Origin of the sequence: Bacteroides sp. 11BF (assembly GCF_019633765.1) — a bacterium.
Lineage (GTDB): Bacteria > Bacteroidota > Bacteroidia > Bacteroidales > Bacteroidaceae > Bacteroides > Bacteroides hominis.
Genome location: NZ_JAFKPJ010000022.1, coordinates 1 through 12356, shown reverse-complemented (window position 1 = coordinate 12356; position 12356 = coordinate 1). Strand labels below are relative to the sequence as shown.

The window sequence follows — 12356 nt, the reverse complement described above, 5'->3', positions numbered from 1 at the left end:
ATTTCTAACGATTAATTATTATGAAAGATGACAATTGATAATCAAACCGGTCTGGTGCTTGAAGGCGGAGGTATGCGCGGAGTGTTTACCTGTGGGGTACTGGACTATCTGATGGACCATGATATTCGTTTTCCTTATACGATCGGGGTATCTGCGGGGGCTTGTAACGGCCTTTCGTATATGTCCCGACAGCGTGGGCGTGCCAAGTACAGTAATATCGACCTGTTAGAGAAATATCATTATATCGGGCTGAAACATCTGCTTAAGAAACGGAATATTCTGGACTTCGATCTCCTTTTTACGGAGTTTCCCGAGCATATACTTCCATACGATTATCAGGCATACTTCAATTCTCCCGAGCGTTATGTGATGGTGACTACCAATTGCCTGACCGGAGAAGCCAATTATTTTGAGGAGAAAGAGGATAAAAACCGTGTGATCGACATTGTCCGTGCTTCCAGCAGCCTTCCTTTCGTTTGCCCCATAGCTTATGTAGACGGTATTCCCATGTTGGACGGAGGTATTGTCGACTCTATTCCTTTGCAACGTGCCATAGACGATGGATATCGGAACAATGTGGTTGTCCTTACCCGGAACCGCGGTTATCGGAAAGAAAATAAAGACATCCGCGTTCCCTCTTTTGTTTATCGTAAATATCCGAAGATACGTGAAGCATTGAGCAGGCGTTGTGCTGTATACAACGAACAGTTGGAGATGGTTGAGCGTATGGAAGAAGAGGGAAATATAACTGTTATCCGACCTCGGAAACCGGTTGTTGTCGATCGTATTGAACGTGACATTCATAAACTGACCGATCTGTATGAAGAAGGATACGAATGTGCGAAGCAGCAGTTTGAAAATGGCGGAGGTGGTAATGCAACAATTAAATGGGAAAAATAATTTGATCAGATAAAAATGAATTTAGAGGAAGTCTTAAATTATCGTCGTTCTGTACGGGTGTTTGATAGAGAGAAACAGTTGGATCCGGAAAAGGTGAAACATTGTCTGGAACTGGCAACGTTGGCACCCAACAGTTCAAATATGCAATTGTGGGAGTTTTATCAGGTTACACAACCGGAGTTGCTGGCAAAGATATCCAAAGCCTGTCTTGACCAGACTGCGACTTCAACAGCTTCAGAGATTGTCGTTTTTGTTACACGTCAGGATTTATATCGGAGCAGGGCCAGGTTTGTACTCGATTTTGAAAGAGGGAACGTCAGACGAAACAGTCCCTGGGAGCGTCAGGAAAAACGTATCAAGGACAGAGAACTCTATTATGGAAAGTTAATGCCGTTTCTTTATGCCCGCTTCTTTGGCATATTGGGTTTTTTGAGAGTTTTATTGACTAAAGCCATCGGCCTTTTCCACCCTATTGTGCGTGAAGTTTCCGAGGGTGATATGCGTGTCGTCGTCCATAAATCTTGTGCACTTGCCGCTCAGACATTTATGATCGCAATGGCCAACGAAGGGTATGATACTTGTCCCTTGGAGGGCTTTGACAGTAAACAAATGAAGAAACTGTTGAAATTACCTCATGGTGCCGAAGTGAACATGGTAATCGGCTGCGGAATACGGGATGGAAATAAAGGAATCTGGGGTGAACGGGGCAGAGTACCCTTTAATGAAGTTTATCATAGAGTTTAATGTTGCCCCCAAAAGTCAGACACAAAACTTTTGGGGGGGCACTTTAGTTGGACACGCCCTCATAACAGGCAGACGCAACAGAGGTCGTTTTTATTCCTTTTTCAAAACACTTGCCGGATTCAGGTGCATTATTTTATAAATCTTGTATGCCGTAACCAAGAAGATCAAAAGGGCCATCGTGAAGAACAACAAGATTCCCCAATTCCAACTATATATGCTTTTCAAACTACTTTTTTGCGCGATCCCTATCAATACCAATCGTACTAACGGATAGATAATTACGAAGACAGAGAGGTAAATAATCAGATAGATTTTGCCGAATAATAGGGCAATCACTTTCGGGGTAGCCCCGTTTATTTTTCGGATGGCCACTTCCTTTTGCCGATTTACCACATCCATGGAGATTCCGGAATAAATACTTAATATCAACAAGAGTATACTGACTATTGCCAACAACAGGGATGCTGTCTGCAAGAGTGCTGCAGTTCCCATAACGGACTGTTTGGAATCACCCGTATTACGAATATCAAGAGGCAATGTCTCAGGTACATAACGCCGGCAGATCTCTGTTATTTTTTCCAGGGCGACCGGAGTAATATCCGAATGGAGGGTTTTAAAGTAATAGGTGTAAGCTTGCGGGCTAACTAAAAAGACAGAACCGACTGCTCTGTTCTGAGCATTTTCCTTGTTCAGTGCGCGGTAAGTTCCGGCAATCTGGTATTCTTTGCCATCCAACGTGACACTACCTTCTATACTATCCCTCTGCAATTGTTCTTTAAACTGTTCGCTTATATAAACAAAACCTTGAGCATCCTTATCCACCAATTTTCCGGAAAACGGGATCTTGAAGAACTCAAAATAATGGGGCTCTGCTTGGATCATCAGCACATTTCCTCTCGGCTTTCCGTTTTTCATGTAGGTCATGTAGGTATAAACATCGGCATCGAAAGTATTGAAAGCGGATGTCCGATCGGTTATTTCGGACAAGGACTGGATATCCGAAAGAATGGCATCCATGTTTTTCTGCATGCGTATGGTATTGATCGATATTGAAATCACCCGATTCTCTTCTTCCGTGCTCAAAGGATGGTACACTCCTTCAAACATCTCGTCGAACAAAAGCGTTATGCCAAATACACCGCCTGTGAAAAGGATGGAGATCGCCAATTGCAAAGCAATCATGAAATTGCGGAACACATGCCGCTTCTGTCTCTGCACGACCGAATGAAGGACACTCAACCGGCGTAACCGATAGATAGGATAAAGAATGGCGAGCATGCAGATCAACAACAAAACGAGATACAAGCCTAATTGTGACCCATATAGATCTACCAAGGAGAATGGGATCATGTCTTCCGGACGGATGTATGTATATGCCAAAGAGAGGGTGATTTCCGTCACGGCCAATGACAGAAAGAAAGCGACAGATAGCATCCAGAAAATTTCGGCAAAAAGCAGGGCAAACAATCCTTTGATGTCCGAACCGATACATTTGCGAAGCACCAGTTCTCGTTGCCGGTTATAGAACATCTGGATAATGAACTTCAGAAAATTGATCAACCCCGACAATAAAATCAGCGAAGCTATAAACCGGGCGAGCAGAATACTTATTGTTTTTTGGACGCTGTCATTCTGTTCCGACTCCAGAAAAGCATATAAATAGATATCCTGGTCTCCATGCTTCCAAGTCATGTCCTTTAACTGTTTATTCAGGCTTTCCGTCGTGGTTTGTCTGGTGAGACGTGATCTGATGCTGAGTGGAGTACGGGACTTTGCGGACAGGGGAAAATAACAATCGATCGTTTTCCCACGATGATCTTTTTCTTCTGTCAAAGCAACATTGACAATTTTATACACCATGAGATCAGACGAGTCGTTAGCCTCTGTCTCCTGACGGATGACTTGACCTATCGGATCTTCTTGTCCAAATGCTTTCCGGGCAAACGATTCGGAGACGATCACCTCATTGGGAGCTGTTATCTCTTGATTGCCATACTTCAATTTGAACGAATTATAGGTGAAATAATTAGATGATACATTTTTGAACGACACTAAAAACGGCAGTTCCTGTTGTTTTTTGTCGATGACCGTAATTTCTTTTCCATTGCTATAAGAAGAAGCCACAAGGGTATCTATGCCCGCTATCGGCAACTCTTTCAGATAATCAAAATCCTCCTTAAACAAATAGATATCGGCGGCTGTCTGGGGAGATGCTCCGAGTAACCGGATGCTGTATTCATTATCATCGGACAGTTCAATCTTACCGGATACGGCATCAATAAAATAATTCATCATGCAGAAGCAGGTGATGCCTATCGCCAAACAAATAGCCGAAATAAGACTATGAACTTTAAAGTTCATTAAATTGCGTAATGCTACTTTCAAGTAATGCTTAATCATGTTCTATTACTGTTTTTTCTTTATGCTTGCAAGAATCATGCCATATAGCTAAGTAGCTGTTATATAATACAATATATTCCCAAATGTTCTCTTATTATTGTGCGGACACGCACAAAGGCAGTTCACTATCGCACAATTACATCCGGCTACCCCTCTCGGTGTAGGAAATTGCTTTTTACGTTAATGAGTACAAAGCTGTTGGATTGTTTGAAAACTCAAGCAGAGTATAATCGAATTTTATGGAATTACTTTTCTTCTTGTAATTTCAGAATCTCTGCCATCTGCGGTCGAAAGTTATCCCCCCATTTTTCTATTTGCTCAATAATGGGAATAAGGGTTTTACCTTGTTCTGTTATGGAATATTCAGAGCGTGGAGGCAACTCGGCAAATATCTTTTTGCTAATCATCCCATGTGCCTCCAACTCTTTTAATTGTTGGTCAATTACACGTGGGCTGGCATCATTGAAGTGACGGTGAAGTTCGCTCGGACGCTTAGCACCACCCATCAGCTCCATTAAGATACAACTCTTCCATTTGCCGCCCATTACCTCCATTGTGATTTTTACCCCACATTCAATATTAAACGGTATCTTCTTTTTATACATAATTCTCTCTATTTCCCTGCGAATATAATCAATATTACCTATATTTTGAAGTATACAGGCAAATTTATCAGTATATGAAAAATTTATCGCTGCTTGTATTATCAGTATATACGCCGTAATTTTGCATTAAAAATGAAACACAAGTTTTTATTACTTGTTGTACTTAGCATGATAGGTACAACTTATGCAAAATCAGATGATATGAAAGCAGATTCTTCTAAAACACTTCGGCTAATCTATCCTCAATGGCAGGGAGGTGTGGTTGCAAACTGGATGCCAGATATTCCTGCCAATGATGTTTCACGTGGTTATTTTCTTGGTGCGCAGTTACTGCAAATTCTTGCACCTGAAAGCAAACAACAAACGGTTGAAGTCCCTATTTCTCTCGACATAAAGAGTCACAAAGAGGAAAAGGGTATTAGCGGTTATCGTGCTATTATTAAACAAAGTAAAGACGCATTGGACTTGATTAGAAAAGAAAATCCGGATCGTATTGTAACCCTTGGTGGAGAATGTTCGGTGAGTGTTGTACCATTTACCTATTTGTCGGAGAAATATCCCGATGATGTAGCCGTTGTATGGATAGACGCTCACCCCGACTTAAACCTACCCGGTGATAGCTATACGGGTTATCATGCAATGGCTTTGACAGCTTGCTTTGGTATGGGTGACAAGGAGATTATGGATATACTTCCCGCCAAACTCAATCCGGCAAAATCTATCATTGTAGGGCTGCGTACCTGGGATGATACCAATGCCTCAAAGGAGCGGCAAGAACAGATTGGCGTAAAGAGTCTTTTGCCTGCCTGTGTTATACGGAATAGTACGACTGTTCTTGATTGGCTTAAAACTACCGGAGCGTCAAAAGTGGTTATCCACTTTGACTTGGATGCTTTGGATCCGGCAGAAATTATTGCGGCCGTTGGCACTGATCCTGACGGGCTGAAGATTGAAACCGTTGTAAGGGTGATAAACGATATTGCAAAGGAATATGACGTGGTTGGTTTAACGATTGCCGAACCTATGCCTCGTGTAGCAATAAAAATAAAGAATATGCTTAATCAAATGCCACTTTTAAAGTAGAGTTATCTATTTTGTCATTACAGGAGGTAAGGAACAGTTCGGTCAATACCACCGCGAACATCGTTATAATCTTTATTTTCATAGTCGTACTAATTTATAATGAATTGAGAATGCTCCGGCACTCAAACATCTGTTAGGGAATAATAAAGAGGAATCTATCTAATATCTTCAAAAGAAAATATGTACAAAACAACAGCACTTAGAAATAAATGCCGTTGTTTTGTACACATAAGACAAGAATAGTATGGATGACAAATTGAAAAATCTGATAGAACAGAACGGGGGATATATTACCCGCAAGCAGATTATCGGCAACCGTTATCTGCATTACCGGCTATTGGAATCGGTAAAATCCGGTGAGATTATCCGCCTGAAGCCTGGTGTGTACTGCATAGAGGAGGTAATGGCACAGACGATGATAGACCTTGACAAGATAATCCTTATCTAATTTCAGGTTTCGGAAGTCAAACTCGTTGTTTATGGTTGACAAAGAAGTAAGTATCCCGGCTTTCGCCCGAAAAGACCATCCGTGGGATGGAGAAGCGAATCCGGAACTTAACCATTTGAAAAACAGTGTCTTCGAAGCGTGAGTTTTCCCTCTTCAAAAGCTTTGTTTTAACACAGAGTTAAAGCTTGTCCTTTAGATGTGAATAACAAGTTCTTTAAATGCAAAAGACTTGTTATTGGCGCATAAGAATAAGACGCGTTTGAAAGACATATAAGTACTTCCTTTAAGCGTAAGGGCAGAACTGCCAAAGATGAGCCGCTTCGTAAGATCTTACGCTCGGAACTCAGCCGTGAAAGAGCTACCCGCCTGGAAGGAAGCTTTGGAACACAGAAACAACATTACTCACTGGCCGGGATAAAAGCCAGAAACAGGAAAACGGAAATGCTTTGGATTTTCTTTGGAATACATACGGCTAATGCGGTATGTATGGTAGAAAAGGTCGAAAAGAAAAAAAGAACGGCAGCATAATCGGACCAAAATAAGAGGAAAAAAGGAGAGGTTTTAACTTCCCCTGAAAAAGATATGTACATAATGCATGGTTGGGAAGAAAAAAACAAGGATATGTAAATAATATTCTATGAAAAAGATAGAAGACTGGCAATTGGGCCGAAAAAAATAAGAGAAAAGCTCACGTAAAGTAAAACTTTTCTCTTGATTTATAAGAAAGAGGAACATTTACGGAATATCCCTATTTTCTTCCATAGAATTAATCTCTTGGATAAGCAACGCCTGAAGTTCGTCTTTAGGTAACAGTAGTTGATATTCAGCTACCCCGATAGGCTTGTTTATATCTTGCAAAGCGATTTCTACATCTAAATGATCCTTGTCGGCACAAAGGATTATACCGATTGATGGGTTCTCTCCTTCAGCTTTCTCTAAACGATCAAGAAGTGAAAGATATAGGTTCATTTTGCCTACATATTCTGCCTTAAAAGCACCGATTTTCAATTCGATGGCAACAAGTGACCGCAAACCCCTGTGAAAGAATAGCATATCCACCGCATATTCCTTGTTGTTATACTCCAGACGGTATTGGTTTCCAATAAAAGAAAATCCCTTACCTAACTCCAGTATAAACGATCTGATTTTAGCAACCAGCCGCTTCTCCAATTCCAGCTCTTTAACCGGTTCTGTTATCCCAAGAAACCCCAAGTTGTATGAACTTTTAAAGACCTCATTCGCATAGTCTGCTTGTGCTACAGGTAAGACCGAATCAAAATTATTCGTTTTGATTTGTGTCTGATGAGCTGCGTAAGTATTCATCTTTATTGCATTGAGTAACATATCTCTCGACCAACCTTTCTGCAAGCACTCTTCTGCATAAAATTTCACAGCATTATTGTCATCTATCTTGTTTATCAATAATAAATTATGTCCCCAAGGTAAAACTGCGACAGCTTGTCGCAGTTTTGAATCACAAGTTTTATATCTTTCATAAAAACGCTTCATATCCCATAGATTACGAGGAGACAATCCCATATCCGGAAACTGTTCTTTCAAATCCACTGATAATCGTTTAACTACGCCACTACCATATCCACTCTCTAAATTTCTATCAAAGAGCAACTTTCCGATATTCCAATATACAGAATTGACGGAAGTGTTTACTTGCCGGGCAATGATAGTGCGAGCGGTCTGAATTTCAGAGACTGCCAGCTGTAATATTTGAGCGTACTCGCTATCATTTATTATTATTTCTTTTGCCATATCATGAATTCTTTCAATACTAATCTATTATATTTTTTTCAGTACACTTTCTTTGTTATTTTTTCGGCAAATAACATCGGTAACGGAGCACCTGCATATCGGACATTCTCATGCCTCGACACCCTTTGGGTACAGTGCAAGTGTCCGAGTGCCGTGTATGCAATCTCTTCGTCGAATACTTCAGGCGAAAAACACTCTAACCTTCCGATAATCGTGCGTTCGGCACGGTTCTTTTCCAAAATCTTCGAACACATAGCCTGCAAATACCACATTACAATGAAAAGTTTACTTTTGTCCGGCATAGGTAGTGTATCAAAAAGTTCTCTATACATCACTTGCACTCCTTCTGCATAGGCATCTGATTCGGGATAATCCTCTTGTCGCAAATAGGGTACAACCAAACAATACTCTCTTTTACCGAGCGGTACAATCAAATGGTCGAAATCAATATTACCCTCTTCGGTACGCTTGACAATCCCCCACACAGTAACATCCATCGATACCAAAAGCGAATTGAGAACTTCGAGCTGGGCTTCCGAGTCATGATTTCCGGCAATAATGATGATTTGCAGAGCGAAATTCTTCGCCGTCACCTCTTTGAAAAAAGTATAGTACTGCCGTTGTAATTCAGCCGATAGGTTTGGGATATCAAACAAATCTCCGGCAATAAACAACACATTCACCTCGTGAACTTTCACTTGCTCTCGAAGCCACGTCAAAAATAGAGTATGTTCACCTTTACGGTCATATTCAAAAAACGTCTGCCCTAAATGCCAATCTGCAGTATGAATTATTTTCATTTATTATTATTTATACCATTCTTTTTTTATCTCATCTATTTTAAGATCTTTCCATTCCTCTTTCCATAATTTCCATCTACTGCAAATATATTGAAAATGCAGATTAGTAACATTGTTTTCTCATATATTTATTTAGTAATCCTATTCTTGATTTCTACAATCGCCCGACTTGGGAGGGCGATTGCTCCCTGTAAGGGCAAGGTGTGGCGAGCAACTCGCTGCCTTTTGAGTTACCCCAAATACCTACAATGGTATTGGGCTTGAATTTCAATTGTACCCGTAGGTAGAAATCAAAGGCTTCGACAAAAGAATAATCCAATGCTTGAAACGAAATGTCACTCAGATTGTACTTTGTTCGTAGAAAACGGCGTAGGTGGTTGAATAATACGCCGTATCGTTTATAACTTTCCAATGTTATGTTTACACCGATTCTGGCTGCAAGTTGGTGGTTGTATCGGTTGCAATAGCTGATAAGTGTTTCCTGCGTTTTGACCGTTTTTGCTTTAACAGGATACAAACTGGTAACGTAACTCCCTTCCAAATATGCTTTCCTTTGCTTTCTTGTCCGACTTCGCTAAAAAATCTGTTTTATAACTATTTGACTTTTAGTATGGTTGCGTTATCTTTGCGCATCTTTTAAAAATACTTGGTTTCACAATGCTAGAAACTCGTTGTTTATAGTTGACAAAGAAGTAAGTATCCCGGCTTTCGTCCGAAGAGTCCATCCGTGAGGTGAAGAAGCGAATTTTAGACTAAACCATCTGAAAATCAACATCTTTAAAAAGTAAGATTTCTGTCCTCAAAGCTTTGTTTTAACACAGGGTTAAAGCTTGTCCTTTAGATGTGAATAACAAGCTCTTTAAATGCAAAAGACTTGTTATTGGCGCATAAGAATAAGACAACCTGACAAAAGGCGTTAACAATGTTAATTGAAGAAAAATATAAGTATGAGGATACCGGTTCAAGCGGTGTAAATCCGCTTTCTAAACTTGAGTTATCCAATTCGGTTGGTGTCTGTTTTATTATCTCCGGAAGTGAATCTAAGGCCATATCTTCGGGAATTGCAGATTCTTTTTGTGACAACATCTTATATATTAGCGGCTTGTAAGATGTTCGTTTGATATGTATATAATGGTATACATTATTATATATGAAATAATTATATCCTTATTTTCTTTTATGTTGAGGGCTCTTTTCACAGTTCTATATTACGTGAATATTTCCTTATTTTATTATTATATAGGTATGAAGAAGCTGTTTAGGCTTTTTCTTTTTACTTGGATTCCATTAAAACTCAGACTTATACAAAAAACTCTAATTTTTTTTCTCTTAACTCTTGCTTAGTATAATTATAATATCTACATTTGCTTCGAACAATTAAATATACCCAATTATTAAAGGGTTCTTTAAAAAGTATGTTAACCATTGGCAATTGGCAAATATAGCCAATTTTGATAGAATAGAGAAGAATTAAGGTATTACACACATATTGAATTATTTATATTATTAACACTAAAAATTGAGATTATGAAAAAGAAACTCATGATGGTTGCAGTGCTTCTGGGTGCGTTGTCACTGGGAGCTTGCGTAGACAACGACGAATCGGCATCGGTAACAGCGGTGCGTAACGCAAAAGCAAAGCAATTAGAGTCTGTTGCGAACATGAATAATGCGAATGCGGATGCTAAGAAAGCTATTACTGCGGCTGAAGTTGCAATAAAAGAGGCTGAAGCCGCCTATCAAAAAGCACAAGCCGAATTGGCGCAGGCTCAAGCAGATCAACAAAAAATCCTATTGGAGAAAGCTCAGGCTGCCTTGGAGGCAGAACTTGAAGCTGCTAAAATTAATGCTGAAGCTGAATTGAATAATGCTAAGGCTGCTTTAGAAGCTGCTAAAGCAGAGCTTATTGCCGCTTTGGATCAAGTAGATCAGGCCAATAAGACAAGAATTACAACTCTGTTAGGTAAAGCTAATGGGTTGCTGACAACGATCAATGACGATAGACAGAGTTTAATTGATGCAAAAGATCAGTTGGCAAGATTGAAAGCTGGTTTAGTGTCAGTAGAGTTAAGCAATCAGCAAACAATAGCTAATGAGGAAAAAAATAAAGCTGTTGCTCAGGCATTAATTGCGGAATATGAGAAGTATAGTACTAAAGATAAGGCCGATGCTGAGAAAGCGGCTCAGGAAGCTAATGCTAAATTGACTGCTCTTGACCAGATTAAAGGTGAAAAAAATACAGCTGATCAAAATGCGCAACAAGCTTATCAGGTAGCATCTACTAATTTGTATGGTTCTCTTTATGTTCAGACATTGCAGCAAATAGGTTCGCCTTACTATGATACGGAATATATTAGGGGAGAAGGTGTGAATTATACAAACGATGATTCTACTAACGGAACAGTATGGCCTCGCTCTTATACCAAATATACTGCTAATTTGGATCGTATCAATGAGACAATTACTAATCAAACAAGATATTTGAGTGTAAGTAAAGCTGTTCTTGCAGATGCTAATAAGGCTTTGACAGATGCAAAGGCTTCTGATACTTATAAAAGTCTGACAAAGGCTGTAACTGATGCGCAGAAGAAATTTGATGATGCTAAAACCGAAGCAGATAAAAATACTGCTTTGAGTGAACTACGTACAGCGGAGGATAATTTAAGTGCTTACATGCAGCCTTTGGAAACTGCAGTTAAGGATGCTACTACAGATGTAACGGATAGTGAAAATAACTTGAAGTCTTGGAATAATATATTGGCTGCCGTATCGGGTGACAATGCTACAGCATATGCTAATTTATTAACTGTTATGGATAATGCCGTCAAAGCACAAGTAGAGACTGCAATTGCTTACAATAAAGCTTCTCATAATTATTCTGTTCAATATACTTTGGCCTCTACATTACAACGTATAGCTGATGGCTTAGCTGATTACGATCAGTTGATTTTAGCCCAGAAACAAGCTATTGCTACTGCTGATGAAAATATAGCTAATGCTGCTTCAATTGTATCAGAGGAACAGGCTATCGCAAATCAGGAGAAATTAATTGCTAACCTTGAAAATAGTTTGGCTGTAAATGAACCTATTTACAATGATTATTTAGCTCAGATCAAAGCTTTAGTAGGTGACTCTGCAGAATAATCGCCAATAGTAACGGCAAATAAACAACAAATCAAAAAAAGTATCGTATGAAAATAAAAAGACTTTTAGTGNAGACAATACTCCTAAAAAGGGTGACTTTACGGTAGCAGCTACTGTTGGATACAATAGTTACACAAACGTCACAGCCCCTTCGGGGCTGCTGACTGACTATGAAGTCAGAGCACTCTCAACCAACTGGGCAGACAAAAAGCTGATGGTTGGTTTCGAAGGAGGCTGGTTCTTCAAAGATCAGTGGAAACTAAATTTGGGTGGCGGTGTCAGCTTCACGAATAACCCCGGTTATCCGGCTGTTCCCGGCACGATAGACGATTCGAATATGAATAACTCGGCAGACGAGAATATGGGAGAAATCCCTAATTACCGTGCCGTAGCCAGTGCTCAGTCGTTCGCCTATAATGTGTCGGCAGGTGTTGATCGTTATTTCAACATCAAGCGTGTTCCTAA

At 39.9% G+C, this 12356-nt stretch carries 11 protein-coding genes and 2 pseudogenes; 8 read left to right on the top strand and 5 right to left on the bottom strand.

All coding sequences use genetic code 11. From position 1 onward, the window contains the following. Window positions 1-27 precede the first annotated feature (27 nt). A complete protein-coding gene (locus tag JZY04_RS18375) occupies window positions 28-900 on the top strand; it encodes a patatin family protein (RefSeq protein WP_122143517.1) in 873 nt (290 codons plus the stop codon). A gap of 15 nt (window positions 901-915) precedes the next feature. Next, complete coding sequence (locus JZY04_RS18370) at window positions 916-1644, top strand: nitroreductase family protein (RefSeq protein WP_122143516.1); 729 nt, start codon at window positions 916-918, stop codon at window positions 1642-1644. Between the two features lie 90 nt (window positions 1645-1734). On the opposite strand, the gene JZY04_RS18365 is transcribed toward JZY04_RS18370, so the two are convergent. Both JZY04_RS18365 and JZY04_RS18360 read right to left on the bottom strand, forming a co-directional pair. Beyond that, entirely contained in the window at window positions 1735-4044 is a 2310-nt protein-coding gene (locus tag JZY04_RS18365; protein WP_122143515.1) for an ABC transporter permease, read from the bottom strand. A 245-nt stretch (window positions 4045-4289) separates the two neighbouring features. Next, window positions 4290-4649, bottom strand: coding sequence for a helix-turn-helix domain-containing protein (locus tag JZY04_RS18360; protein ID WP_122143514.1), 360 nt, complete (start codon window positions 4647-4649; stop codon window positions 4290-4292). 132 nt (window positions 4650-4781) lie between these two features. Between JZY04_RS18360 and JZY04_RS18355 the strand changes: the two genes are divergently transcribed. The 3 genes and pseudogenes from JZY04_RS18355 to JZY04_RS18345 all read left to right on the top strand — a co-directional run. Further along, window positions 4782-5732, top strand: a complete 951-nt coding sequence (locus JZY04_RS18355; protein WP_122143548.1) for an arginase family protein — start codon at window positions 4782-4784, stop codon at window positions 5730-5732. 244 nt (window positions 5733-5976) lie between these two features. After that, window positions 5977-6180 (top strand): type IV toxin-antitoxin system AbiEi family antitoxin domain-containing protein, encoded by a 204-nt coding sequence (locus JZY04_RS18350; protein ID WP_122143513.1) that lies wholly within the window; start codon window positions 5977-5979, stop codon window positions 6178-6180. Window positions 6181-6450: 270 nt separating this feature from the next. After that, window positions 6451-6708, top strand: a pseudogene (locus tag JZY04_RS18345) (DDE transposase); the annotation flags it as partial. A gap of 207 nt (window positions 6709-6915) precedes the next feature. On the opposite strand, the gene JZY04_RS18340 reads toward JZY04_RS18345, so the two are convergent. From JZY04_RS18340 to JZY04_RS18330, 3 genes are all read right to left on the bottom strand, one after another. Then, window positions 6916-7947 carry a YhcG family protein gene (locus tag JZY04_RS18340; RefSeq protein ID WP_122143512.1) on the bottom strand — a complete coding sequence of 344 codons (1032 nt, stop codon included), beginning with the start codon at window positions 7945-7947 and terminating at the stop codon, window positions 6916-6918. 38 nt (window positions 7948-7985) lie between these two features. Beyond that, window positions 7986-8747: an exonuclease subunit SbcD gene (locus JZY04_RS18335; RefSeq protein WP_122143511.1), complete on the bottom strand. Its 762-nt coding sequence runs from the start codon at window positions 8745-8747 to the stop codon at window positions 7986-7988. Between the two features lie 154 nt (window positions 8748-8901). Next, on the bottom strand, window positions 8902-9288 hold the full coding sequence (locus tag JZY04_RS18330) for a phage integrase SAM-like domain-containing protein (RefSeq protein WP_234078513.1): 387 nt from the start codon (window positions 9286-9288) through the stop codon (window positions 8902-8904). Window positions 9289-9669: 381 nt separating this feature from the next. Here JZY04_RS18330 and JZY04_RS18325 point away from each other — a divergent pair, with 381 nt between their 5' ends. The 3 genes and pseudogenes from JZY04_RS18325 to JZY04_RS18315 all read left to right on the top strand — a co-directional run. Then, window positions 9670-9855, top strand: coding sequence for a hypothetical protein (locus JZY04_RS18325; RefSeq protein WP_122143510.1), 186 nt, complete (start codon window positions 9670-9672; stop codon window positions 9853-9855). A 419-nt stretch (window positions 9856-10274) separates the two neighbouring features. Continuing rightward, complete coding sequence (locus JZY04_RS18320) at window positions 10275-11891, top strand: hypothetical protein (RefSeq protein ID WP_122143509.1); 1617 nt, start codon at window positions 10275-10277, stop codon at window positions 11889-11891. A 67-nt stretch (window positions 11892-11958) separates the two neighbouring features. Further along, a pseudogene (locus JZY04_RS18315) lies at window positions 11959-12356 on the top strand (BT1926 family outer membrane beta-barrel protein); the annotation flags it as partial.